Origin of the sequence: Burkholderia sp. Bp9099 (assembly GCF_003857805.1) — a bacterium.
Classification (GTDB): domain Bacteria; phylum Pseudomonadota; class Gammaproteobacteria; order Burkholderiales; family Burkholderiaceae; genus Burkholderia.
In genome coordinates, this window is sequence record NZ_QTPU01000005.1 from 239,950 (window position 1) to 262,918 (window position 22,969).

The following is a 22,969-nucleotide window of genomic DNA, read 5'->3' on the forward strand; positions in this document are numbered from 1 at the left end:
TGCGGTAAACTCGCCGCACCCATGACGTTGCGCGCGGTGTGCCCACGCGCCCAGTTCACCAGGAATCGATGTCAGTCGAACGTATTCAGCAACATTTCCGTGACAGCGCCGCGCTACACGCCGAAGCGGCCGACGCGCTGTCGCTGCCGATCGCAGCCGCGGTCGATGCGATGTTCGCCGCGCTGGCGAACGGCAACAAGATCGTCGCGTGCGGCGACGGCCCGTCGGCTGCCGCCGCGCACTACCTCGCCGTGTCGCTCGTCGGCGGCTTCGAGCGCGAGCGTCCGGGCCTGCCCGCGATCGCGCTGGCCACCGATGCGTCGCAGGGCGGCCTCATGGGGGCATCCGCCGTCGACCAGCTGTTCGCGCAGCAGGTGCGCGTGCTCGGGCAGACCGGCGACATCCTGCTGGTGCTCGACGCGAGCGGTGCGTCGCCGCGCGTGCTGGCCGCGATCGACGAGGCGCACGAGCGCGAGATGACCGTCGTCGCGCTGACGGGTGGCGACGGCCAAGCCGTCGCGGCCGCGCTGTCCGATACCGATATTCCGATCAGCGTGCCCGCCTCGCGCGCGGCGCGCGTCCATGAAGTCCATCTGCTGACCATCCACTGCCTGTGCGACGGCATCGACGCGATGCTGCTGGGTGAGGATTGAACGAAGGAGAGCCGTCGATGAACCAAAGCCGCGTCAAACAGACGCTCGTCAGAACCACGTTGCTCGCCGCGCTGACGGCGGGCCTCGCGATGTCGCTGCAGGGTTGCGTGCTCGGCGTGCTGGGTGCGGCGGCCGGCGGCGGCGCGCTGATCGCGACCGATCGCCGCACGCTCGGCGCGCAGACCGAGGATCGCGAGATCCAGGTCAAGTCGCTCACGCAGATCAACAACGGGCTGCCGGACCAGTCGCACGTGAACGTGACGGTGTTCAACCGCCGCGTGCTGCTGACGGGCGAAGTGCCGAACGACGCATCGAAGCAGCGCGCCGAGGAAATCGTGCGCGGCATCAACAACGTGAACGGCATCGTCAACGAGCTGTCGGTCGAGCCGGCATCGTCGCTGTCGTCGCGCGCGAACGACTCGTATCTCGAAGGACGCGTGAAGTCCGAGTTCATCGCGACGAAGGGGCTGTCGGCGAACTACTACAAGGTCGTCAGCGAGCGCGGCAACATCTATCTGATGGGCCTCGTGACGGTCGACGAAGGCAATCGCGGCGCTGATGCGGCGAGCCAGGTGCCGGGCGTCGAGAAGGTCGTGAAGGTGTTCCAGTACATCCAGCCGCAGGACGCGCAGGCATTGCAGGCCGCGTCGCCGAGCGGGGCATCCGGCGCGCAGCCCGCCGCCGCGCCCGCGGATGCCGCGACGGTCGGTGCCGTGCCCGATGCGTCGGTCCAGTCCACGCCGCTGCAACCGCCGGCGCCGATCTCGAATTCGTCGAGCGTGCATCCGGGTAACCCGAAGGCCACGCCGCAATGAAGTCGACGCAGATGAAGTTGAAGCAATGGATGGTGCAGGGCGCCGCGGCGGCCGCGCTCGCGGCCGGCGCGCTCGGCACGGCGCATGCGGACGTCGGCGACGGCCTGAAGGTCGCGCGCGGCAATGCTTGCATGGGCTGCCACGCAGTGGACCGCAAGCTCGTCGGTCCGTCGTTCAAGGACATCGCCGCGCGCTACAAGTCCGATCCGCAGGCCGTCGCGAAGCTGTCGAAGAAGGTGAAGGACGGCGGCTCCGGCGTGTGGGGCGCGATTCCGATGCCGGCACACCCGCGCATGAGCGACGCGGATCTGCGCTCCGTGGTCGAATGGGTGCTGGCCGGCGCGCCGTCGAAGTGACGCGCCGGGGTGACGGAACCCCTATTGCCAAGCGCGGAAATGCATGTGTATGATGGTCGTCTGTTGGGGCGGTAGCTCAGCTGGGAGAGCGTCGCGTTCGCAATGCGAAGGTCGGGAGTTCGATCCTCCTCCGCTCCACCAACGGATTCCGAAGGGCCCGGTCGCAAGACCGGGCCCTTTTGTTTTTCCGCGTGTCCCGCTCCGCCGCCGTCACCCCCGCCCGAAACTCGGCCGCTTCGGATCGTACGTCCAGCCCGGCACCAGATACCGCATCGCCATCGCATCGTCGCGCGCCGTGCCGCCGACCTCGCGATACAGCGCATGCGCGGCCTCGACCTGCGCCATGTCGAGCTCGATCCCGAGCCCCGGCCGCTCCGGCACGGCCACCTGGCCGCCGACGATCTCGAGCGGCTCGCGCGTGAGCCGCGCGTCGCCTTCCTGCCAGATCCAGTGCGTGTCGATCGCGGTGATCGTGCCGGGCGCCGCCGCGGCCGCGTGCGTGAACATCGCCAGCGACACGTCGAAGTGGTTGTTCGAGTGCGAACCCCACGTGAGCCCCCAGTCGCGGCACAGCTGCGCGAGCCGCACCGAGCCCTGCATCGTCCAGAAGTGCGGATCGGCGAGCGGGATGTCGACCGCCTGCAGCCGCACCGCATGATCCATCTGCCGCCAGTCGGTCGCGATCATGTTGGTCGCGGTCGGAATGCCGGTCGCGCGCCGGAACTCGGCCATCACCTCGCGGCCCGAATAACCGGCTTCCGGCCCGCACGGGTCCTCCGCGTACGCGAGCAGATGACCTTGCCCGCGACACAGCGCGACCGCTTCGTCGAGCGACCACGCGCCGTTCGGGTCGAGCGTCGCGCGCGCGTCGGGAAAGCGCGCCTTGATCGCCGCGATCGCTTCCATTTCGTCCGCGCCGGCCATCACGCCGCCCTTCAGCTTGAAATCGGCGAAGCCGTAGCGCTCGACCGCGGCCTCGGCCTGCCGCGCGATCGCGGCCGGCGTGAGCGCGGCTTCGTTGCGCAACCGGAACCACGGATCGGCGGCGTGCGTCTCGTCGCGATACGGCAGGTCGGTGCGGCGCCGCTCGCCGATGTAGAACAGGTACGCGAGCATCGGCACCGCGTCGCGCTGCTGGCCTTCGCCGAGCAGCGCCGCGACCGGCACGTCGAGATGCTGGCCGAGCAGGTCCAGCAGCGCGGCCTCGATCGCGGTGATCACGTTGTCGAGTCGCAGGTTGATCTCGTGCGGCTGGCGCAGCACGGCCGCCTCGCCGGCCGACGTCACCTCGTGCCGGATCGTCCGGCCGGCCGTCGCACCGGCGCCGGACAACGCCGCGCGCACCGCGTTGAGCGTCGCCTGGTAACGCCCGATCGACTGGCCGACCACGAGGCCGGTCATCCGCTCGAGCGCCTGGCGGATGCCTTCGCCGCCGGGCACTTCGCCGACGCCCGTGTGGCCGCTGCTGTCGTCGAGGATCACGAGGTTGCGCGTGAAATACGGCGCGTGCGCGCCGCACAGGTTCAGCAGCATGCTGTCGCGGCCGGCGACGGGGATCACCTGCATGCGCGTGACGCGCGGCGTGCCGGCACGGCGGGATTCGGACATCGGTTCGCTCCTGGTTCCGGTGATGCACGGGCCGCCGGACCCGCCGGCGCGGCCCGCGCCGTTCAGTTCAGCTCGACGCGGCGGATCTCGCCGACGACGAACAGGTAGCAGATCACGGCGACCAGCGCGTGCGCGACGACGTACACCAGCGCGCCGTTGAACGAGCCGCTGCGGTCGACGATATAGCCGATCGCGATCGGCGTGGTGATGCTGGAAAGATTGCCGCACGTGTTGAGCAGCGCGCCGCTCAGGCCGGCGATCTGGCGCGGCGCGGTGTCGGCGTTGACGGCCCAGCCGAGCGCGCCGAGCCCCTTGCCGAAGAACGACAGCGCCATGAACAGCACGACCAGCACGTGCGAGTCGGTGTAGTTGCAGACGATCATCGACATCGACAGCAGCATGCCGGTCACGATCGGCACCTTGCGCGCGACCGACAGCGACTGGCCCTGTTTGAGCAGCGCGTCGGACACGATGCCGCCGAGAATCCCGCCGAGGAAGCCGCACACGGCCGGGATCGACGCGACGAGCCCCGCGTTGAGGATCGACATCCCGCGCGCCTGCACGAGATAGACGGGGAACCACGTGATGAAGAAGTAGGTGAGCGCGTTGATGCAGTACTGCGCGACGTACACGCCGACGAGCATCCGGTTCCTCAGCAGCGCCTTCACGTGACGCATCGACGGCCCGCCGTCGCGCGCGCCGGTCGCCTGGTCGATGTTGACGAGCGCGCCGCCTTCGGCGAGGTAGTCGAGCTCCGCATCGTTGATACGCGGGTGCGCCTTCGGGTCGTACATCGTGCGGTTCCACACCAGCACGAACGCGAAGCCGAGCACGCCCATCACCGCGAACACCGACTGCCAGCCGTACGCGTGCACGAGCCAGCCCATCAGCGGCGCGAACACGACGGTCGCCGCGTATTGCGCGGCATTGAAGATCGCCGACGCGGTGCCGCGCTCCGCGGCCGGGAACCAGGTGGACACGATCCGGCTGTTGGCCGGGAACGACGGCGCCTCGGCCGCGCCGACCAGGAAGCGCAATCCGAACAGCAGCGCGAACGCGGCTGCGCCGCCGAAGAAGCCGATGCCGCCCTGCAGCAGCGTGAACAGCGACCAGAAGAAGATGCTGAACGCATAGACGATGCGCGACCCGAAGCGGTCGAGCAGCCAGCCGCCCGGCAGTTGCGCGATCACGTACGACCAGCCGAACGCCGAGAAGATGAAGCCCATCTGCACGTGGCTCAGGTGCAGCGCGCGGGCCAGCGCCGGGCCCGCGATCGCGATCGCCGCGCGATCCGCGTAGTTGATCGTCGTGACCGCGAACAGCACGGTCAGCACGAGCCAGCGCACGCGGGTGCGCCGGGCCGTTGCCGACGCGGACGCCGGCAATGCGTGAAGCGGATTCATCAGTGTCTCCTCCGAAGGGCGGAAGGTGCCGTCGTGCGGCTGCGCGTCGGGTGCGCGCGTTTTTTCGTGGTGGTGTTGCCGGCCGGAGGCCGGACGCCGGACGCCGATGCCCGGGGGCACGGCGTCCGGATCATTCTGTCACGGCGAAATATGCGCTTTCATGCCAATTACTGACTTGATCGATTCAGGAATTGAATCGATTGGAGGCGGGCGCGAATTGTGGGCGCGATTCGGCGGAAGGCCCGTTCACGCGTGCGCGTCGTCCGGGCCGGCGCCGTGGTGGGCCGCGACGTGTTCCGCGAGAAACTCGACCGCGGCGCGCACGCCAGGCAACTGGCCGCGCCGGTGCGGCATCAGCAGTGTGGTCGTGACGGTGCCGGCCCGCCAGCCGGGCAGCACGCGCACGAGCGCGCCCGACGCGAGCGCGGCGCCGGCGATCCAGTCGGGCAGGCATGCGATCCCGAGGCCGGCCGTCGCGGCCTGCAGCAGCAGCGTCGACTCGTCCGCCTGCATCCGGATGCGCGGGGCGACGTCGACGGTGTCGCCGGCGCGCTGCAGCCGCCATGGCTGAGGACCCGGATGAAGCCCGTCGTGCCGCGCGAGGTCGGCCGGTGCGTCCGGTGTGCCGGCACGCGCGAGATATGCCGGCGACGCAACGGCGACGATCGGCGACGTGGCCAGCGGCCGTTGCACGAGTGCGGAATCGGGGAGCGGCGCGAAATGACTGCGGACCGCGATGTCGAAGCCTTCCTGCGCGATGTCGACGAGCCGGTCGCTCGCATGAATCTGCAGCAGCAGCTTCGGGTGCGCGATCGCCAGCGCCGGCAGGCATGGCGCGAGGATGTGCTGCGCCACCGGCACCGAACTCGTGATCCGCACGACGCCGGCCGGTTCGGCCACCTGCCGCAGCACGGCGTCGCGCGCGCTTTCGGCCTCGATCACCGCCGCGCGCGCATGCTCGAAGAATTCGGCGCCAACCGGCGTCAGCCGGAAGCTGCGCGACGTGCGATGCACGAGTCGTGCGCCGAGCGTGCGCTCGAGCTCGGCCACGCGCTTGCTGACCGTCGATTTCGGCAGATCGAGCCGACGTGCGGCCGCCGACATGCTGCCCGCGTCGACCGCCTGTACGAAGAGGTAGAGATCGTTCAGATTCACTGTCAGCGTCCACCAGGAGAAACGACGGGTTTCGATTCTAGCGGCTACTGCGCGATCGTTCGTCATGGGAGCATGATTGCTCGATCAACTTCTGCGAAATCCCCATGTCTCCGATCCTTCTCTACGGCATTCCCGCCGGTTGCTCGTTCGGCTCGATCGTGGCGCTCGAATGGGCAGGCCGGCCTTACCGGCTGTCGCGCATCACGATGCCGGGCCTCGTGACGAGCGACGCGTTCCTCGCGCTGAACCCCGCCGCCGAGACACCGGCGTTCGTGACCGCGAACGGCGACGTGCTGACCGAAAGCGTCGCGATCCTCGGCCATGTCGGCGCACAGGCGCTCGATAGCGGCCTCGCGTTCCGCCAGGGCAGCGCGGATTTCGACCGTCTGAACCGCATGCTCGCGTGGTTGAACACGACGTTCTTCAGCGCGTTCGGTGCGCTCTGGTACGTGTACGAACACGGCGCCGAAGGCGCCGAGAAAACCGTGCTGCAGGCATACGGTCGCGGCAAGGTGCTGAAGGCGCACCGTCACCTCGAAGCGCTGCTCGAGCGCGGCGACGGTCCGTGGCTGCTCGGCGCGCAACGCACGCTGGCCGACGCGTATTTCGCGGGAATCGCCCGCTGGGCCGACTATCACGCGGTGTTCGAGCAGGATGCGTTTCCGCACGTCGCCGCGCTGCGCGCACGGCTCGCCGACGACGCCGGCGTGCAGTTCGCTCACGCGATCGAGGAAAACCGGCCGCTACCGGTGTCGTCGGCATTCGAAGGACACGTGTCGCTCGACGATGCGCTCGCCCGCGCACGCATGACCGCGATGCCGGCCGCGACGCCCTGAAGACCGGACAGCGCGCTCACCCGACGCGTACGGCGTCGGCAAATTTTTACCCGGGTGATATTGACATTCAATTTATACCCGGATAAAAATAGCGTCATTCCGATTTCTGCCCACGGGCGACCACGATGACGCTCTCCACACTTCTCCCTTCCTACACGGCGTTCGACGGCCACCGGCGCGTCGCGTCGGGCCCGCTCGCGACGGTGGCGGTCGCGGTCCGGCAGGCGGCCGGCGACGCCATGTCCGGCACGATCGTGATCTTCGACGACGCGACCGGCCGCTCGATCGACCTCGACCTGCGCGGCACGGCGGACGATATCCGCGCGCGTTACGCGGCAGCGCCGGGCGATGCATCCGCGCCCGCCGCGGAGGGAGGCGGGGCGGGCGAACAACGCGGCCGCGGCCGTCCGAAGCTCGGCGTCGTCTCGCGCGAGGTCACGTTGCTGCCGCGTCACTGGGAGTGGCTCGCCGCGCAGCCGGGCGGCGCGTCCGTCGCGCTGCGCAAGCTCGTCGAGGACGCGCGGCGCACGCATGCGGCGGCCGACCGGCGCCGCGACGCGCAGGCACGCGCCTATCACTTCATGTCCGCGATCGCGGGCGACCTGCCCGGTTTCGAGGAGGCCGCGCGCGCGCTGTACGCGAACGACCTCGCGCGGCTGGCCGAGCGGGTCGCCGGCTGGCCGGACGACGTGCGCGACCATGCGCTCGCACTGGCGCGCGGCGATCTGCCGCCGTCGACCGAAGACTGCTGAAGGAGCACACGACGCGATGACGACGTTCGATCTGAACCGCGGCGCGATCGCGCCGGTCGCCGACGAAGCCGACCTCGTCGACCTGCGCGTGACCGGCACGATCCCGCCCGAACTCGACGGCACGCTGCTGCGCAACGGCCCGAATCCGCCGGGCGGCCGTTTCGAAGGCAACGACGTGCTGTCGTGGTGGCCGGAAGCGGCGATGCTGCACGCGATCGCGTTCGAACGCGGCCGCGCCGCGGGTTACCGGAACCGCTGGGCCCGCACGCGCCGCTGGGCCGATGTTCACGCACCGGAGCAGGCGCCGCATCTGCCCGACACGAATCCGAACGTGAACGTGCTGCAGCACGCGGGCGAATTGCTCGCGCTGGCCGAAGGCGGCGCGCCGCTCGCGATCACGGCCGCGCTCGACACGCTCGGTGCGCCCGCGCGGCACGCGGCGTTCGGCGGCGCGATGACCGCGCATCCGAAGGTCGATCCGGTGACCGGCGAACTGATCCTGTTTCGCGCGGACTGGCGCGCGCCGTGGCTGCGCTACGGTGTCGCGGACGCGCAGGGCGTGCAGCGCGTCGACCTCACGGTCGACGTGCGCGCGCCGTCGATGATGCACGACCTCGCGATCACCGAGACCCGCAGCCTGCTGCTCGACCTGAACGTGGGTTACGACTTCGCGATGCTGAAGCACGGGCACCGGATGCCGCTGCGCTGGCACGACGACCGCGACGCGCGGATCGGCGTGATGCCGCGCCACGGCGGCGACGTGCGCTGGTTCGGGATCGAGCCGTGCTTCGTCCAGCACGTGGTGAACGCGTACGACTGCGATGCGTCGTGCATCGTGCTCGATGCGGTGCGCTATCCGTGGTTCCTGCGGCTCGACGCGCGCACCGGCCGGTTCGCCGACAACCCGGTCGGCGAACTGTGGCGCTACGTGATCGATACCGCGAACGGGCTGGTCGACGAGGGGCCGCTCGCCGATGGCGGCATCGAGCTGCCGCGCATCAACGAAAGCCGGACCGGGCGCCGCTACCGTTACCTGTATGCGGCCGAGCAGCCGAACCACACCGAGATGCGCGGCGTGATGCGCTTCGATCACATGCGCGGCACGACGACGCGTTACGCGGTGCCGGCCGGCGACCAGAATGGCGAGCCGGTGTTCGTGCCGCGCCCGGGCGGCACCGACGAGGACGATGGCTGGCTGCTGGTGGTGGTCTACCGCGCGGCGACGGATACGAGCGACGTCGTGATCCTCGATGCGCGCGCGATCGACGCGGCGCCGGTCGCGACCGTGCACCTGCCGCGCCGCGTGCCGGCCGGGTTCCACGGCGCGTGGGTGCCGAGCGAGCGCCGCGCGTGAGCGGCCGCACGCGTCACTGCGCGCGCAGCGCGTCGACGATGCTCAGCCGCGCGGCGCGCATCGCCGGCAGGAACCCGCCGACGAGCCCCATTACGAGCGAGAACAGCAGCGTCTTCACGACGATCGCGGGCGTCAGCACGAAACGGAACGACAGGTCGGAGAAAGTCTGGAAGTTGGTCGTCGAGAACGACGCGAACTCCATCAGCGACGCGCACGCGAGCCCCGCGACGCCGCCGACGAAGCCGAGCAGCAGCGCCTCCAGCAGGAACGCGGCGAGCACGTTCATGCGCTTGAAGCCGAGCGCGCGCAGCGTGCCGATCTCGGCGGTGCGGTTCGCGACCGATGCATACATCGTGATCATCGCGCCGATCATCGCGGCGATCGAGAAGATCGTCGACAGCGTGATGCCGAGGATGTTGATGAAGGTCGACAGCGCCTTCGACTGGTCGCCGTAAAACGTCTGCTCGCGCTTCGCTTCGTCGGTGAGGCGCGGGTCAACGTCGATGTCGGCCTTGAAGCGCGCGAAACCGTCGGCGCTCGGGATGCGCAGCACCATCGACGAATAGCTGGTGCGCCGGAACGACTGCATCAGCTGGTCGACGTCGCCCCAGATCTCCGAATCGAAGCCGCTGCCGCCCGCGTCGAAGATGCCGACGACGGTCCAGTCGCGCTGCGCGAAATGCAGGCGGTCGCCGAGCTGCGTGCCGCTGAAGCCTCTCGCGATCGCGCTGCCGACGACGATCTCCGACGAGCCCGGCGCGAACGTGCGGCCCGCGACCAGCTTCACGCGCGGGCGCAGCGCGAGGCCGGCCGGCGACACGCCGCGGATCACGACGTTGGACGGCTTGCCGGTCGACGTCTTCACGAGCGAGATCAGCACGACGGCTTCCTTCGACACCTGCGGCCGGCCGTCGGGGCCGAGCGCGACGGCCGGATGCATCTCGAGCGCGTTGGCCTGCTGGTGGTCGATCGCGCTCTGGATCTCGGTTTCCGCGCCCTTGCGGATCACCACGACGTTGTCGGGTTCGCCGGTCGACACGAGCGTCTGCGTGAGCCCCGCGTCGAGCATCTGCACGGTCGCGAACACGAAGATCACCAGCGCCATCCCGCCCGCGGTGAGCGCGGTGGTGAGCCGCCGGGTCCACAGGTTGCGCGCGATGTAGGTGAGCGGAATGGCCATCGATGCGTGCCTCTAGCCGATCGCCCGCAGGCCTTCGACCACGCGCACGCGTGCCGCCTGCCACGCCGGCACCAGCGCGGCCGCGAAGCCGACCGCGATCGAGCACGCGGCCTGCAGCGCCATCGTCCCGTCCGACACCCTGAACACCGGAAAGATGCCGCCCGCGGCCTGCTTGAAGAGGCTCGCGGCCGGCGGCGTCGCGAGCATCCCGAGCCCGCCGCCGACCACCGCGATCACGACCGATTCGCCGAACATGAGCAGCGCGAGAAAACCGGGGCCGAAGCCGAGCGCCTTCAGCGTCGCATATTCGGCGGTGCGTTCGCGCGCGCTCATCGCCATCGCGTTCGCCATCACGGCCATGATGATCAGGATCACCACGTACGACACGACGCGGATCGCCGCGATGATCTGGTTCGACATCGCAACGAAGCCGAGCTGGAACGCCTGTTCGGTCTCGGTCAGCGTTTCGGCGAGCGAGTTCCTGAACACCGCGTCGACGTTGCGCGCGATCGCGGCGCCGTCGTCCGGGTGCGCGACGCCGAGCACGAACACGCCGACCTGGTCGGCCTGCTTCGGCGTGCGCTTGCGCACCGTCTCGTTCAGGTAGTCCCAGTGGAACACCAGCTGGCGCGTGATCGTCGAGTCGTCGCGGCCGTCGAGAATGCCGCGCACGACGAAATCCCACGTGCCCGGGTAGATCGTGCCCTTCAGCGGAATCACGTCGCCGACCTTGAAGCCGAACTGCGTCGCGAGCTGACGCCCGACGAGGCAGCCGCGGCGGTCGCGGACGTAGTCGGCGCGCTGCTGCGCCGGGAGGATGAATTCCGGATACAGGTCGAGGTAGTTTTCCGATACCGCGAAGCTCGCGAAGAAGTTTTTCGGGTCGCGGTAGATGCCGCCGAACCAGTTCGAGCGGACCACGGCCGTCACGCCGTCGACGCCGCGGATCCGGTTCTCGTAGCTGACCGGCAGCGGGAACACGAGCGAGATCGCGTTGCGCGTGACGAGCCGGCCGCTCGACGCGGCGGCCGCGCCCGCGTACCACGCGTCGACGACGGTGTGCAGCAGCCCGAACGCCAGCACCGCGATGGTCAGCCCGAGCACGGTCAGCAGCGTGCGCAGCCGGTGCCGCAGCGCGTTGCGCGCGATCAGCTTGAACACCATCATCGTGCGCGCTCCCGTCCGTCAGACGGCGTGCCCATCGATCAACTCTCCTTTCTCCAGATGCACGAGCGACTGCGCGGCGGCAGCCGCGTGCGCATCGTGGGTCACCATGATGATCGTCTTGCCGAGCTCCGCGTTCATCCGCTGCAGCATCGCGAGCACGTCGGTGGCCGACGCGCGATCGAGGTCGCCGGTCGGCTCGTCGGCGACGATCAGCACCGGGTCGGTGATCAGCGCGCGCGCGATCGCGACGCGCTGCTGCTGGCCGCCCGACAGCTCGGACGGGTAATGGCTGGTCCGGTCGCCGAGATTCACCATGTCGAGCACCAGCTCGACGCGCTCGCGCCGTTCGCGGCGCGACAGGTGCGTGAGCATCAGCGGCAGCTCGACGTTCTCGAACGCGGTGAGCACCGGCATCAGGTTGTAGAACTGGAAGATGAAGCCGACGTTCGCCGCGCGCCATTCGGCCAGTTGCGCTTCCTCCAGCCGCGAGATGTCGAGGCCGCCCACGCGCAGCTCGCCGCTGTCGGGCCGGTCGATGCCGGCGACGAGATTGAGCAGCGTGCTCTTGCCGGAACCCGACGGCCCCATCAGCGCGACGAAGTCGCCTGCGCCGATGTCGAGCGTGATGTCGGTCAGCACCGGCACGACCTGGTTGCCGCGCCGGTACGACTTCGCGACGTGGCTGATCTCGACGAGGGGCGGCGAGGCGTCGTTCACGCGCGCCACGCTACTTCTTCGCGACGGCGACTTTCGCGCCGTCCTTCAGCTTCGCGCCCGGCGCGAGCACGACCGTATCGCCGGGCTTCACGCCGCGGATCGCGACGAGTTCGCCGATCCGCGCGCCTCGGGTCACCGCCGTCGCACGCACCGTGTCGTCCTTCACGACGAACACGACCGGGCGGCCGTCGCGCTCGACCACCGCGCTCGCCTGCACGGCCGTCACCGGCTGCCGGTCCTGCGGCGACGCCGGCTTCGACAGGAACGCGATCTTCGCGCTCATGTCGGGCAGCACGCGCTCGTCGCGGTCGACGAAACGCACCTTCACCAGCACGGTCGCCTTCGAGCGGTCGACGGTCGGCACGATGCGCGACACGCGGCCCGCGAAGCGCATGTCGGGCAGCGCGTCGAGTTGGATCTCGCACGGCTGCTCCGCGCGGATCTTCGCGATGTTCGATTCGGCGACGTCGGCCTCGACCTCGAGCGTGTCCATGTCGGCGATCGTCACGACCGCGCCCTTGCTGTCCGACGCGGACGAGAACGGCGTGATGTTGTCGCCGACGTTCGCGTGCTTCGCGAGCACGATCCCGTCGAACGGCGCGCGGATCACCGTCTGGTCGACCGCGACCTGCGCGGCCTGCGCATTGGCTTCGGCGGACGCGATCGCGGCTTCGTCGCTGTTGACCGACGCGCGTGCCTTGTTCACGCGGGCCGTGTCGATGTCGAGCTGCGCGGCCGGCACCGCGCCCTTCGGCGCGAGCGCGGCGGTGCGGCGCAGCGCGATCTCCGCATCCTTCAGCTCTGCCTGCGCGACGCCGAGGTTCGCACGGGAGACCTGCGCCTGCGCGCGTGCCTGTGCCAGCGACGCCTGCACGTCGCGGCTTTCGAGCCGCGCGATGATCTCGTCCTTCTTCACGCGCGTGCCCTCGAGCACGCCGAGCCACTCGACGCGACCCTGGCCCTTCGACGCGACCGCCGCCTTGCGCTGCGGCACGACGTAGCCGGTCGCGTTGAGCTGGGTGTCGTTCTGGTACGGGTAGGCGGACGTGACGGAGGTCGTGTCGACCGTCGGCCGGCCGGTGAGCGCCAGCGCGGCGACGATCGCGACGATGACGAGCGCGGCGGCGACCGCGTAGCGGACCCACCGGCGCCGGCGTGGCGCGGGTGCGATCGGACGCCGGTCGATTTTCAGTTTGTCCAGATTGTGATCGGGCAATTTGGGCGCCTTGCGACGGCGGCGGTCTCGTGACCGGCCGCGTCCGGTTGGGACGGAAGGTGGCCAGTATAGCGTCGGCGCGACGGGCGCGAGAGCCGGTTTGTCGGACGATTGACGCAGGTCCCGGCGGCGCGTCGCGCGGGCGCGAAACCCGTGCCCCCCGGGGAAACCCGAACGATGCAAGCTGCATGTCAACTCGCCGCGCGGGCGATGCGTTATGGAGCCTGTGCGTCAGTATTTGCCGAGGCGGAAAGGCGAGAGCCGACCCGTCCGGTGGCGACCGGGAGCCCGGCGCGACTGATGTTCCGATGCGGATGCCTCGCATCTCTTACCGGTACGTTTGACTTTTTCTCCGCTAAAGGAAGAACAATGAAGAAGACGCTCGCTTCGATCATGACCGCAGCATTCGCTCTCGCATCGGTTTCGGCATTCGCACAGGCGTCGGCGCCGGCAGCCGACACGTCGGCCGCTGCACCGGCACCGGCCAAGAAGGATCACAGCAAGCCGAAGCACCAGCTGAAGCAACACGGTTCGGCCAAGGGCAAGGCGAAGGCTGCAGCCGCTTCGGCCGCCGGCACGAACGACGCAGGCACGCAGAACTAAGCACGCTTCACCGGGCCGGCGCTGCCGGCTCCCTGTCGCGAAACCCCGCACGCTCCGGCCTGCGGGGTTTTGTTTTTTCAGGCGTCCGCCACGTCCGCGACGTCGAGGGCATCGGGCGGCGGCGCGCGCATCGCATCGACCACCGCGCGCATGCGCCGCCAGTGCGACCCTTCCCAGAACACGCGCCGGCACACGTCGCACGCGGCAAAGCGCCGGTGCCGCTGGCGCACGCCCGGCGGCACGCGCGGCGCGGCGTCCGCCGCATCGAGCGCGTGCAGCGGCGCGTTGCAGCGCAGGCACAGCCGGAACGGCCGCATGTGCGGCGCGAGATCGAGCCGCGCGAACAGCTCGCGCAGCTGCGCGTCCGGCTGCTGCGCATGCAGGTAGCAGCCGCGCACGACCGCGCGGCGCTTCAGCAGCTCGCGGTCGCGGGTCAGCACGATCCGGCCTTCGCGCGCGGCGAGCGCCGCGAGTTCGTCGTCGCGGTAGTGGTTGTCGTAGCAGGTGTCGAAGCCGGCGAGGCGCAGCAGCTGCGCGAGGCCGCCGAGATGCGCGTCGGCGACGAAGCGCCAGCGGTCCGGTTGCGGCAGCGGCGAGGCGGCCGCCGGCTGCGCGCGCTCCGGATGGATGTCGACGCGGTCGCCGTCGCCGAGCGGCCGGTCGAGGGCGGCCGGTGCGCCGTTCACGCAGAGCCGGCCGATTTCCGTATGCGGGACGCCGAGCGCCTCGACCGCGTGCTTGACCGTCGCGTCGCGCGCAAACGCGTGCGCGAATGCGCACTCGCGCTGCTCGCGCGCGAGAAACGCGTTCAGTTCGCCGTGGAAGCGGAAGGTCGCGGTCGCCATTGGCGCAGTATCGCACCGCGCACGGCCGGTCGCCGGGGGCTGCAGGCCGCCGCCATCTGTGTTTAACTCCCCGCTTCACGGGTCGAAGGAGCGGGGAAATGGATCTCGGATTTATCGGGCTGGGCGAAATGGGGCAGGCGATTGCGACGAACCTGCTGAAGGCGGGGCACGCCCTGCGGGTCTGGAACCGGTCGCGCGAGCGCGCCGAGCCGCTCGCCGCGCTGGGCGCGCAGATCGTCGCGACGCCGGCCGATGCGTTTCGCGGCGATGCCGTGTTCTCGATGCTCGCCGACGACGCGGCCGCGCGCGAAGTATTCGACGACGCGCTGCTCGCGCAGGCGCCGCGCGGCCTGATCCACGTGAACATGGCGACGGTGTCGGTCGCGCTCGCCGAGTCGCTCGCGCACGCGCATGCGTCGCGCGGCCTCGAGTACGTCGCCGCGCCCGTGATGGGGCGCCCGGACGTCGCAGCCGCCGCGCGGCTGACGATCATGGCCGGCGGCCCGGCCGAGGCGATCGACCGCGTGCAGCCGCTGTTCGACGCGATCGGCCAGAAGACCTGGCGGTTCGGCTCGCTGCCGCAGCATGCGAACGTCGCGAAGATCGCGGCGAATTTCACGCTCGCGTCGGCGATCGAGACGCTCGGCGAGGCGTCCGCGCTGCTCGGCGCGCACGGCGTCGCGATGCGCGATTTCCTCGACGTGGTCACGAACAGCGTGTTCCCGGGGCCGGTCTACGCAGGCTACGGCGGGATGATCGCCGAGCGCAGCTACGAACCCGCGCGCTTCAAGGCGCGCCTCGGGCTGAAGGACGTGCGGCTCGCGCTGGAGGCCGGCGACGCGGCGTCGGTGCCGCTGCCGGTGGCGAGCGTCGTGCGCGACAGCCTGCTCGATGCGCTCGCGCACGGCGGCGGCGAACAGGACTTCGCGGTGCTCGGCGAAGTCGCGCTGCGCCGCGCGGGCCGCTGAGCCGACGCGGGACAAAAACGTCGCGCGCACGGCATAATCGACATTTCAATTCTCTTTCGGTCGGGGCGGTCATGAACCTGCATACGTGGTGGCTTTTCGTGGCGACGGTGTTCGTCGTGTCGGCGATTCCCGGTCCGAACATGCTGCTCGTGATGACGCACGGCGCGCAGCATGGGCTGCGCCGCTCGGCGTCGACGATGGCCGGCTGCCTGAGCGCGCTGGTGCTGATGCTCGCGGTGTCCGCGGCGGGGCTCGGGGCGGTGCTCGAGGCGTGGCCGGCGACGTTCGATGCGTTGCGCTTCGCGGGCGCCGCCTACCTGATCTATCTCGGCGTGAAGGCGTGGCGCGCACGCGTCGACGACGCGCCGGCCGCGGACGTCGATGCGGTTTCGCAAGGCGCGTCGGCATCACGCTGGGCGCTGTTCCGCAACGGTTTCCTGGTCGCGGGCAGCAACCCGAAGGCGATCCTGTTCGCGGCCGCGCTGCTGCCACAGTTCATCAATGCAGCCGAGCCGACGCTGCCGCAGTTCTGCATCCTCGTCGTCACGTTCGCGGTGATCGAGGTCAGCTGGTATCTCGTCTACGCGTCGTTCGGCACGCGCATCGGCGCGACGCTGAAGAGCCAGAGCGTCGCGAAGGTGTTCAACCGGCTGACGGGCGGTATCTTCGTCGGCTTCGGCGCGATGATGGCGCTGGTCCGTCACTAATTTCGGCCTGCGCGGCCCACGCGGCCCGTCGGGCGCCCCGCGCCTCGTCAGAGGGCGGGGCGTTTTCATATCCGGGCCCGCGTTACGCGCGCGGCCACGCCGCGGTGCCGCTCCGGCGCCCGCCCGACAAGCCGAACGCCGCGGCCGCGCCCGCGAACGCGAAGCCGACGCCGCACACGGCGCTCCACCCGCCCCACGCCCATGCGCTGCCCGCCAGCGCCGCGCCGAGCGCGCCGCCGACGAAGAACAACCCGACGAACAGCCCGTTCAGCCGCCCGCGTGCGGCCGGGTTCAGCAGGTTGATTTCCCGGCGGCCGATCGTCTGGTCGACGATCACGCCCGCGTCGAGCAGCGCCGCGCCGCCGGCCAGCAGCGCCAGCGCGACGCCGCGATGCGCGTGCGCATCGAAGCCGAACCAGCCGGCGCCGGCGATGCCGAGCACGGTGAGCGCCGCGAGCATCGTCACGTGCGCGATGCGCTGCGCGGCCGGGCCGTGGCCGCGATCGCCGGCATGGCCGGCCAGCGGCGTGACGATCGCGCCGCTCGCGCCGGCGAACGCGAACAGCGCGATGCCGTGCAGGTCGAGGCCGAACGGCGGCTGCGCAAGCCGCAACCCGACGGCGGTCCAGAACGCGCTGAATGCGGCCATCGCGAGCGCGGCCGATAGCGCATGCCGGCGCAGCACCGCTTCGTCGGCCAGCAGCCGGCCCATCGACGCGAGCAGCGCGCGATAGCCGGCCGAAGCCGGCGGCACGCGCGGCGGCAAGCGCAGCGCGAGCACTGCCGCGATCGCCGCGTTCGCGAGCGCGGCCAGCGCGTAGAACGCGCGCCAGCCGGCCGTGCCCGCGATCAGGCTGGCGAGCGGCCGTGACAGCAGGATGCCGAGCATCAGCCCGCTCATCACGTTGCCGACCGCGCGGCCGCGCTGCGCTTCGGGCGCCATCGACGCGGCCATCGGCACCAGCATCTGGATCACGCTCGACGCGGCGCCGGCGGCCAGCGTCGCGAGCAGGAAGACGGTGCCGGACCGCGTGAACGCCGGCAGCGCGAGCGCGGCCGCGCACGCGACGAGTGTCGCGACGATCAACCGGCGGTTCTCGAGCAGGTCGACGAGCGGCACGAGCAGCACGAGGCCGGCTGCGTAGCCGAGTTGCGGCAGCATCGCGACGAGGCCCGCGAGACCGGGCGGCAGGTGCAGGTCGGCGCTGATCGGGCCCGTCAACGGTTGCGCGGCGAACAGGTCCATCACGATCACGCCGACCGTCGCGGCGAAGAAGAGCGTCATGCCCGTGCTCAGCACGGGCGGGGCACCGCGCGCGGCGCGGCCGGGGGCGGGGCAGGAGTCGGCAGGGCAGTTCATCGGAAGCCTGGAGCGTCGAGCGAAGGAATCCCCATCGTAGGTGCCGGATGTTTATGCGACAATTGAAATATGTCTAACATGATTATGCGAGTTTGATTTGAATACGCGTGATCTCCAGGCGTTCGTCGCGGTGGTCGACAGCGGGTCGATGGTCGCGGCCGCGGCGAAGCTCCATCTCACGCAGCCGGGCCTCACGCGACGCGTGCAGAACCTCGAGACGCTGTTGGGCATGCCACTGCTCGAGCGGCAGAGCAAGCCACTGAAGCCGACCGCCGCCGGGCGCGACGTCTATGCGCTCGCGCGCAACGTGCTGGGGGCGGTCGACGCTTTGATGGCGGCCGGCGCGCCCGACAGCGAGCCGTCGGGCGAACTGCGCATCGGCGTGCCGCCGTTCCTGTCCGAGCTGGCGCTCGAGCGGCCGATCGACCGGCTGCGCGACGCGTTTCCGCGGCTGACCCTGCGCGTGACGGCTGGCTGGTCGCCGGCGCTCGTGCAGGGCATCGAGCGCGGCACGCTCGATGTCGCGGCGGTCATGGTGCCGGCCAGCGCGGCGCTGCCCGATACGCTGACGGCCACGCCGCTCGGCACGCAGCCGACGGTGCTGGTCGCCGCGCGCGATTTCCCGCTGCCGGCCGGTCCGCTGTCGCTCGACGTGCTATCGGGTTTTCCGTGGGTGCTGAGCCAGGACGGCTGCGGGATGCGTTCGGCACTGAGCCGTGCGCTCGGCGCCGCGGGGCTGCCGTTCGACGTCGCGGTCGAGGCGTTCGGCTCGGAGCTGCAGCTGTCGCTCGTCGCGCGCGGTGCCGGCATCGGGATCGCGTCGCCGAACGCACTGGCGCGCAGCAAGCATCGCGATGCGCTGAGGGTGGTGGAAACGGCGGGGCTGGAAACGCGGATCAACGTGTGGATCGTGCACGGCGCGCTGCCGGGCCGCCTGACGCGGCCGGTCGCGCTGCTGCGCGACACGCTGGGCGAGGTGCTCGACCGGGAGAACGGGAAGGGGTCGGATTCGAACTAGCGATCTAGAGTGCGCAGTCGAGGGAAAATCCTTATTTTCTCTACGGAAATGTTGCAATGCAGAAATTGATTCGCTATAGTTACACCTGTCTCCTCCATGTCTCCTCTGATATGGATTCAGCCCGCCTCTTAGGCGGGCTTTTTTTTGCCCGCGTTTTTTGCGCGGGCCGTCCGCTCATCCTCCGTCGCCGCCGTCAGAACTTGTAGGTCATCCCGACGTAGCTGATGATCGGATCGGCCTTCAGGTCCGATTTCGACTCGGAGAGCACCGTGCCGTCGGCCGCCTTGATCGTCACCGTCGACGTCGTCTTCAGCGGGATGTAGGTCACCGACGCGACCAGCCCGAAATGCTCGGTCATGTTGTACTGCAGGCCCGCGTTGAACACCGGCTGCCATGACGACGACGCCTTCGCCTCTACCGATGTCGTACCCGGCTTGCCCGCGCCCGCGGCGAGAATCGCGCCGAGGTTGTCCTGCGTCTGCTTGATGAAGTTCGTGTTGAGTTGCAGGTCGCTGAACCAGTTGTACGACACGCCGAGGCCGAGGAACGGCCGGAACTTCGCGGTCGCCGCCCCGAAGTAGTACTGCAGGATCGCCGCCGGGCTCCACTGCCGCACGCTCTTCACGATCGGGTTCACCGAGGCGAGGCCGATGTTCTGCGTGCCGAGCGCGCCGGCCGGGCCGGGCGGCTTGATCGTGCCTTGACCCGACACCTTGAACACCGGCGGCACGCCCGCCACCGACGTGACCGCGATGTGATCGGTCAGGAAGTGGCTGACCGTCAGGCCGACCGTGTCGGCGCCGCTCGTACGCAGCCCGGTGCCCGGCGACGTGAACGACGGCGGCAGCCGCAGCGGCGTGTTGATCGGCGTCGGCGCGACGTTGGTCGTCATCGGCGTGCTGCTCTGCTGAGGCATCACGTGGAACCAGCCCAGCGTGACGACGTTGCTGCCGGCGCTCTGCGCGTGCGCCGCGAGCGGCGCCAGGGCGGCGGCGCCGGCCGCCGCGCAGAGAAGGGTCTTCTTCATCACGGCTTCCCCCGCTTACTGGACGAACGCGCCGATCGTGAAATACGGCGTCGAACCCGCGTTGTCGAGGAAACCGAACACGCCACCCGTGAAGATGAACTTGCCGGTCGGCGACGTGCTGCCCGAACCCGTGTGGATCGTCGTGACCGTGCCCGGCACCTTCTGCGTGTAATCCAGGTCGAGCGCGGTCGCGAGCGAGGCCTGCGACGGCTGGAACGGATCGAGCAGCGTGGCCTGGTTGTTGATCAGCGCGGTGGTCCGGTAGTCGAACTGGCTGTCTACGCCGATGTATTCGCCGTTTTGCGACCCCGCCGCGATCGCGGTCTGCGGCGCGAGGATCGAGATGCTCGATTCGTCGTCGGCGGTCAGGCCCGGCACGCCGTTGCTGTCGGGCGTCGGGTTCGGGTTCGCGACACCCGTGCGCACGAGGATCGGCACCAGCTGGTTGCGCAGCTTGCCGACGATCATGAAGCCCTTGCCTTGCGGCGTCGCCGACAGCGTCGGGCTGAGCTGGCTCCGGTAGTTGTTGCTCTGGAACGCGCCGCTGCCGTCGGCCGACTGCACGAAGTTCGTGCCCTGCTGCATGCACGCGCCGCCGGCGAACTGGCCGGTCGTGTCGCACTTGGTCCACGTGCCGTCCGCGTTGATCGTCACCTTCGCATCGATCGACGCCGGCGCGAATTTCTGCGACGGCACTTCGCCGAAGCCGATGTGGCTGTACGTGCCCGCGACCTTCGTGATGTCGGTTTCGATCGACGAGAAGCCGATGAACGGGTAGTACGGGAATTTCGTGTCGGGCACCGCGGCCTGGCCGAGCACGCCGTCGAACTGGATCTCCTTGCCGGGAATCGTGCCGCCCGCGACACCGAAGCCGACGAAGATGCGCGCCGGACGCGACGCATCGAGGCTCGCGCCGTTCAGCCGGAATGCGCACTGGTTCAGCTTGTTGGTCGGCAGCATCGTTTCCTGCGTGAGCGTGCCGCTGTCGACGGTGCCTGCGCGGGTCGGCGTAACGGTGCCGGTCTTTTGCGGCACCGGCGATTCGACATAGGTGACCTGCCAGGTCATCTTGGTCGTGTCGAGCTGGACCTTGGCCAGTTCGCCGCTGCCCGCGCCGCCGGTGTACACGGTGTTGTAGTCGAGCGTGGCGGGGCAGAGCCGGTCTTCGACGAGCGGGGGCGGGTTGTCGCCGCCGCCACCGCCGCATGCGGAAAGAAGGGGGGCGGCAAGGGCCGCCGCGAGAACGAGGTTGCGCTTCATGTTGCTCCTCCAGATTTGTCTTGTCGGGCGGCCGGCTCCCTGTCGGCCGCTTCTGTTGCTTGTGCTCGTGCTGCTGCGCCGTGCCGGGCGCCGTCGTTGCGTGCCTTCCCTGCATCCCGCGGCGGCGCACCGGCCGCCGCGTCCTCGATCGTTACTTGCTGATCTGCGCGCCCACGCCGAGGTACGGTGTCGACGACGTGCTCGAGTTCGCCGACGTCGACGTGACGCCGCCGTTCACCGTGCCCTGGATCAGCGCCGCGTACAGGCCGCCCGTCGCGATCACCACGCCCGATGCGGACGGATAGGTCGCACCGTTCGCCGGCGTCGTCGTCGTGTTCAGCAGGCCCGGCGTTCCCTGACCGTAGTCGAGCGTGAAGGCGTCTTCCTCGGCCTGCGTGGTCGGGTTGATGAACGACGCGTTGCTGCCGCGGATCAGTGCCGCCGTGTACTTGAAGTTCGAATCCGCGCCCGCGTAGCCGCCGTCGATCGCGCCCGACTGGATCGCCGTTGCCTTGCCGAGCACCGCGATGCCCGATTCGTCGTCGACCTTGGCGTCGGTGTGCAGCGCGAGGTCGGTGCCCAGATACACGTAGCCCGTGCGGACCACCACCGGCACGGTTGCGCCGTTGAGCTGGCCGATGACCATGTGCGCGGTCGCCGACTTGCCGGTCGTGCCGACGATCGGCAGCGCCGTCTGCGGCAGGATCTGCGGTGCCTTCGTGCTGTCGAGGTAGCCGCCGTTCGCGGTGTTGACGGTCCACGGATCGCCGGTCGTCTGGCAGCCCCCCGCACTCGTCGACGTGCACGCGCCGTTCGCATCGAACGTCTCGCTCGAATTCGTGCCCTTCGTCGCGTAGTTGCCCGACGGCACGAGGTGGTAGAGCAGCGCGTTGTAGGTGCCCGGCAGCTTCGTGAGGTCGGTCGTCGTGTTCGCGAAGCCGAGGAACGGGTAGAAGTCGAAGTGGCGGTTCGGCACCTGGCCGACGTTCTTGTAGATCGGGACGCCGGCGACGGTGATCGTCAGCCCGTCGTACTGCACCGTCGCGCCGGGGATGCCGCCGCCCGCGACGCCCATGCCGACCAGCAGCATCGGCGGGTTCGCCTGGTTGAAGTCGGCGGCCGTCGAATAGGTCGAGCCGTTCGGTGCCTTGCCCGAACCCGGCGTGAAGACGAATGCGCAGCGCGTCTGCTCCGCGGTCGGCAGCGCGCCGGTCGGCGGGTGGATGACTTTGCCGTTGATCGTGGTGCCGGCGCGGCTCGGCGTGACCGTGCCGGTCGCGAGCGGAATCGGCGATTCGAGCCACTTGAGCGTGTACGTCATCGCGACCGCGTCGATGTTGACGCTGACGATCTCGCCGCTGCCGGCGCCGCCGAGGTAGGTGCTCTTCACGATGTCGGCATCGGCCGGGCACAGCGCGCCGTTGACGGGCTGCGACGGCGGCGGCCCTTGCGTGCCGCAGCTCGATCCGGAACATTGAGGGGCCTCGATCGGCGCGGGCGAGCCGCCGTCTCCTCCCCCACAGGCAATCAGGAAAGGGGCGATGGCAAAGGCCGTTGCCACCCCCTTTGATAAGGCGTGCGACATGCCGCTGTCTCCAATCGTTTAATTGTGCGAGCTAATGTCGCTGCCAGGATTTTTGCTGTCAATTGATGAACTCGTCTAAAAAAGACGATTGAAACAACGTGCGCGCGATGAATCCTTGCGGGATAGCGCTTTCAGTAAGAATTAAAACGCGCGGAGGGCGCTGGAGTGCTGCCGGAGTGGGGCGGCTGCCACGCACGGACGGCGCTCGAGGCCTTCACGCGTATAACGGCAGCGTTTAAAGCGGCGATATCCGGTTTATCCCTATTCGGGATTGACTGGAGAAAGGGGTAAATTAATTTGCCGGCAATTACGCAATGGAAAGCTTGTAAATATTTGTAAATGCGTGATCCGGATTTTTATTTATTGCTTGATGCGGGCAAATAA

At 69.4% G+C, this 22,969-nt stretch carries 22 protein-coding genes and 1 tRNA gene; 11 read left to right on the forward strand and 12 right to left on the reverse strand.

What is annotated here, in order from left to right; all coding sequences use genetic code 11:
- Positions 1-68 precede the first annotated feature (68 nt).
- The 4 genes from DIE17_RS07620 to DIE17_RS07635 all read left to right on the forward strand — a co-directional run bounded on the left by DIE17_RS07620 (position 69) and on the right by DIE17_RS07635 (position 1,965).
- Positions 69-653, forward strand: coding sequence for an SIS domain-containing protein (locus tag DIE17_RS07620; RefSeq protein ID WP_124520491.1), 585 nt, complete (start codon positions 69-71; stop codon positions 651-653).
- A 17-nt stretch (positions 654-670) separates the two neighbouring features.
- Positions 671-1,468 (forward strand): BON domain-containing protein, encoded by a 798-nt coding sequence (locus DIE17_RS07625; protein WP_124486879.1) that lies wholly within the window; start codon positions 671-673, stop codon positions 1,466-1,468.
- Positions 1,465-1,824, forward strand: coding sequence for a c-type cytochrome (locus DIE17_RS07630; protein WP_124486880.1), 360 nt, complete (start codon positions 1,465-1,467; stop codon positions 1,822-1,824). Before DIE17_RS07625 ends, DIE17_RS07630 begins: the two co-directional genes overlap by 4 nt.
- 65 nt (positions 1,825-1,889) lie before the next feature.
- A tRNA-Ala gene (locus DIE17_RS07635) sits at positions 1,890-1,965 on the forward strand.
- A 69-nt stretch (positions 1,966-2,034) separates the two neighbouring features.
- On the opposite strand, the gene DIE17_RS07640 is transcribed toward DIE17_RS07635, so the two are convergent.
- From DIE17_RS07640 to DIE17_RS07650, 3 genes are all read right to left on the reverse strand, one after another.
- Positions 2,035-3,432 (reverse strand): enolase C-terminal domain-like protein, encoded by a 1,398-nt coding sequence (locus tag DIE17_RS07640; RefSeq protein WP_124520492.1) that lies wholly within the window; start codon positions 3,430-3,432, stop codon positions 2,035-2,037.
- Positions 3,433-3,494: 62 nt separating this feature from the next.
- A complete protein-coding gene (locus DIE17_RS07645; RefSeq protein ID WP_124520493.1) occupies positions 3,495-4,835 on the reverse strand; it encodes an MFS transporter in 1,341 nt (446 codons plus the stop codon).
- 246 nt (positions 4,836-5,081) lie between these two features.
- Entirely contained in the window at positions 5,082-6,056 is a 975-nt protein-coding gene (locus DIE17_RS07650; protein WP_124520494.1) for a LysR family transcriptional regulator, read from the reverse strand.
- A gap of 38 nt (positions 6,057-6,094) precedes the next feature.
- On the opposite strand from DIE17_RS07650, the gene DIE17_RS07655 reads away from it, so the two are divergent.
- From DIE17_RS07655 to DIE17_RS07665, 3 genes are all read left to right on the forward strand, one after another.
- Complete coding sequence (locus tag DIE17_RS07655; RefSeq protein WP_124520495.1) at positions 6,095-6,826, forward strand: glutathione S-transferase family protein; 732 nt, start codon at positions 6,095-6,097, stop codon at positions 6,824-6,826.
- Positions 6,827-6,951: 125 nt separating this feature from the next.
- The gene (locus DIE17_RS07660; protein ID WP_124520496.1) at positions 6,952-7,578 is read left to right on the forward strand and encodes a DUF2239 family protein; all 627 of its coding nucleotides are present in this window, start codon (positions 6,952-6,954) and stop codon (positions 7,576-7,578) included.
- Between the two features lie 16 nt (positions 7,579-7,594).
- On the forward strand, positions 7,595-8,932 hold the full coding sequence (locus DIE17_RS07665; protein WP_124489225.1) for a carotenoid oxygenase family protein: 1,338 nt from the start codon (positions 7,595-7,597) through the stop codon (positions 8,930-8,932).
- A gap of 13 nt (positions 8,933-8,945) precedes the next feature.
- Here DIE17_RS07665 and DIE17_RS07670 read toward each other — a convergent pair whose 3' ends face one another.
- From DIE17_RS07670 to DIE17_RS07685, 4 genes are read right to left on the reverse strand one after another with little or no spacing between them, the layout of a single operon-like run.
- Positions 8,946-10,112, reverse strand: coding sequence for an ABC transporter permease (locus DIE17_RS07670; protein WP_124520497.1), 1,167 nt, complete (start codon positions 10,110-10,112; stop codon positions 8,946-8,948).
- Positions 10,113-10,124: 12 nt separating this feature from the next.
- Complete coding sequence (locus DIE17_RS07675) at positions 10,125-11,279, reverse strand: ABC transporter permease (protein ID WP_124520498.1); 1,155 nt, start codon at positions 11,277-11,279, stop codon at positions 10,125-10,127.
- 18 nt (positions 11,280-11,297) lie between these two features.
- Positions 11,298-11,996, reverse strand: coding sequence for an ABC transporter ATP-binding protein (locus DIE17_RS07680; RefSeq protein ID WP_124520499.1), 699 nt, complete (start codon positions 11,994-11,996; stop codon positions 11,298-11,300).
- A gap of 10 nt (positions 11,997-12,006) precedes the next feature.
- Positions 12,007-13,212 carry an efflux RND transporter periplasmic adaptor subunit gene (locus DIE17_RS07685; RefSeq protein WP_044846340.1) on the reverse strand — a complete coding sequence of 402 codons (1,206 nt, stop codon included), beginning with the start codon at positions 13,210-13,212 and terminating at the stop codon, positions 12,007-12,009.
- 369 nt (positions 13,213-13,581) lie between these two features.
- On the opposite strand from DIE17_RS07685, the gene DIE17_RS07690 reads away from it, so the two are divergent.
- Positions 13,582-13,815 carry a hypothetical protein gene (locus DIE17_RS07690; protein WP_044846339.1) on the forward strand — a complete coding sequence of 78 codons (234 nt, stop codon included), beginning with the start codon at positions 13,582-13,584 and terminating at the stop codon, positions 13,813-13,815.
- A gap of 77 nt (positions 13,816-13,892) precedes the next feature.
- Here the strand turns inward: DIE17_RS07690 and DIE17_RS07695 are convergent, their stop codons facing one another.
- Positions 13,893-14,660 (reverse strand): Mut7-C RNAse domain-containing protein, encoded by a 768-nt coding sequence (locus DIE17_RS07695; RefSeq protein WP_124520500.1) that lies wholly within the window; start codon positions 14,658-14,660, stop codon positions 13,893-13,895.
- Between DIE17_RS07695 and DIE17_RS07700 the strand changes: the two genes are divergently transcribed.
- Together DIE17_RS07700 and DIE17_RS07705 are read left to right on the forward strand one after the other, a co-directional pair.
- The gene (locus DIE17_RS07700) at positions 14,588-15,628 is read left to right on the forward strand and encodes an NAD(P)-dependent oxidoreductase (RefSeq protein WP_260426303.1); all 1,041 of its coding nucleotides are present in this window, start codon (positions 14,588-14,590) and stop codon (positions 15,626-15,628) included. The genes DIE17_RS07695 and DIE17_RS07700 overlap by 73 nt on opposite strands.
- 71 nt (positions 15,629-15,699) lie before the next feature.
- A complete protein-coding gene (locus DIE17_RS07705; protein ID WP_044846336.1) occupies positions 15,700-16,335 on the forward strand; it encodes a LysE family translocator in 636 nt (211 codons plus the stop codon).
- 82 nt (positions 16,336-16,417) lie between these two features.
- Here the strand turns inward: DIE17_RS07705 and DIE17_RS07710 are convergent, their stop codons facing one another.
- The gene (locus tag DIE17_RS07710; protein WP_124520502.1) at positions 16,418-17,695 is read right to left on the reverse strand and encodes an MFS transporter; all 1,278 of its coding nucleotides are present in this window, start codon (positions 17,693-17,695) and stop codon (positions 16,418-16,420) included.
- Positions 17,696-17,792: 97 nt separating this feature from the next.
- Between DIE17_RS07710 and DIE17_RS07715 the strand changes: the two genes are divergently transcribed.
- Positions 17,793-18,713 carry a LysR family transcriptional regulator gene (locus DIE17_RS07715; RefSeq protein WP_044846334.1) on the forward strand — a complete coding sequence of 307 codons (921 nt, stop codon included), beginning with the start codon at positions 17,793-17,795 and terminating at the stop codon, positions 18,711-18,713.
- A 193-nt stretch (positions 18,714-18,906) separates the two neighbouring features.
- On the opposite strand, the gene DIE17_RS07720 is transcribed toward DIE17_RS07715, so the two are convergent.
- The 3 genes from DIE17_RS07720 to DIE17_RS07730 all read right to left on the reverse strand — a co-directional run bounded on the left by DIE17_RS07720 (position 18,907) and on the right by DIE17_RS07730 (position 22,585).
- Entirely contained in the window at positions 18,907-19,740 is an 834-nt protein-coding gene (locus DIE17_RS07720) for an OmpW/AlkL family protein (protein WP_044846333.1), read from the reverse strand.
- A 15-nt stretch (positions 19,741-19,755) separates the two neighbouring features.
- On the reverse strand, positions 19,756-21,000 hold the full coding sequence (locus DIE17_RS07725; protein ID WP_124489230.1) for a DUF2957 domain-containing protein: 1,245 nt from the start codon (positions 20,998-21,000) through the stop codon (positions 19,756-19,758).
- A 151-nt stretch (positions 21,001-21,151) separates the two neighbouring features.
- Positions 21,152-22,585 (reverse strand): DUF2957 domain-containing protein, encoded by a 1,434-nt coding sequence (locus DIE17_RS07730; RefSeq protein ID WP_124520503.1) that lies wholly within the window; start codon positions 22,583-22,585, stop codon positions 21,152-21,154.
- Positions 22,586-22,969 lie beyond the last annotated feature (384 nt).

Bases quoted from the DNA above. Each gene is read 5' to 3' on its own strand.
- DIE17_RS07620 (WP_124520491.1), top strand. From the start codon at position 69: ATGTCAGTCGAACGTATTCAGCAACATTTCCGTGACAGCGCCGCGCTA.
- DIE17_RS07625 (WP_124486879.1), top strand. From the start codon at position 671: ATGAACCAAAGCCGCGTCAAACAGACGCTCGTCAGAACCACGTTGCTC.
- DIE17_RS07630 (WP_124486880.1), top strand. From the start codon at position 1,465: ATGAAGTCGACGCAGATGAAGTTGAAGCAATGGATGGTGCAGGGCGCC.
- DIE17_RS07640 (WP_124520492.1), bottom strand. From the start codon at position 3,432: ATGTCCGAATCCCGCCGTGCCGGCACGCCGCGCGTCACGCGCATGCAG.
- DIE17_RS07645 (WP_124520493.1), bottom strand. From the start codon at position 4,835: ATGAATCCGCTTCACGCATTGCCGGCGTCCGCGTCGGCAACGGCCCGG.
- DIE17_RS07650 (WP_124520494.1), bottom strand. From the start codon at position 6,056: ATGACGAACGATCGCGCAGTAGCCGCTAGAATCGAAACCCGTCGTTTC.
- DIE17_RS07655 (WP_124520495.1), top strand. From the start codon at position 6,095: ATGTCTCCGATCCTTCTCTACGGCATTCCCGCCGGTTGCTCGTTCGGC.
- DIE17_RS07660 (WP_124520496.1), top strand. From the start codon at position 6,952: ATGACGCTCTCCACACTTCTCCCTTCCTACACGGCGTTCGACGGCCAC.
- DIE17_RS07665 (WP_124489225.1), top strand. From the start codon at position 7,595: ATGACGACGTTCGATCTGAACCGCGGCGCGATCGCGCCGGTCGCCGAC.
- DIE17_RS07670 (WP_124520497.1), bottom strand. From the start codon at position 10,112: ATGGCCATTCCGCTCACCTACATCGCGCGCAACCTGTGGACCCGGCGG.
- DIE17_RS07675 (WP_124520498.1), bottom strand. From the start codon at position 11,279: ATGATGGTGTTCAAGCTGATCGCGCGCAACGCGCTGCGGCACCGGCTG.
- DIE17_RS07690 (WP_044846339.1), top strand. From the start codon at position 13,582: ATGAAGAAGACGCTCGCTTCGATCATGACCGCAGCATTCGCTCTCGCA.
- DIE17_RS07700 (WP_260426303.1), top strand. From the start codon at position 14,588: ATGCGCACTCGCGCTGCTCGCGCGCGAGAAACGCGTTCAGTTCGCCGT.
- DIE17_RS07695 (WP_124520500.1), bottom strand. From the start codon at position 14,660: ATGGCGACCGCGACCTTCCGCTTCCACGGCGAACTGAACGCGTTTCTC.
- DIE17_RS07705 (WP_044846336.1), top strand. From the start codon at position 15,700: ATGAACCTGCATACGTGGTGGCTTTTCGTGGCGACGGTGTTCGTCGTG.
- DIE17_RS07710 (WP_124520502.1), bottom strand. From the start codon at position 17,695: ATGAACTGCCCTGCCGACTCCTGCCCCGCCCCCGGCCGCGCCGCGCGC.
- DIE17_RS07720 (WP_044846333.1), bottom strand. From the start codon at position 19,740: ATGAAGAAGACCCTTCTCTGCGCGGCGGCCGGCGCCGCCGCCCTGGCG.
- DIE17_RS07725 (WP_124489230.1), bottom strand. From the start codon at position 21,000: ATGAAGCGCAACCTCGTTCTCGCGGCGGCCCTTGCCGCCCCCCTTCTT.
- DIE17_RS07730 (WP_124520503.1), bottom strand. From the start codon at position 22,585: ATGTCGCACGCCTTATCAAAGGGGGTGGCAACGGCCTTTGCCATCGCC.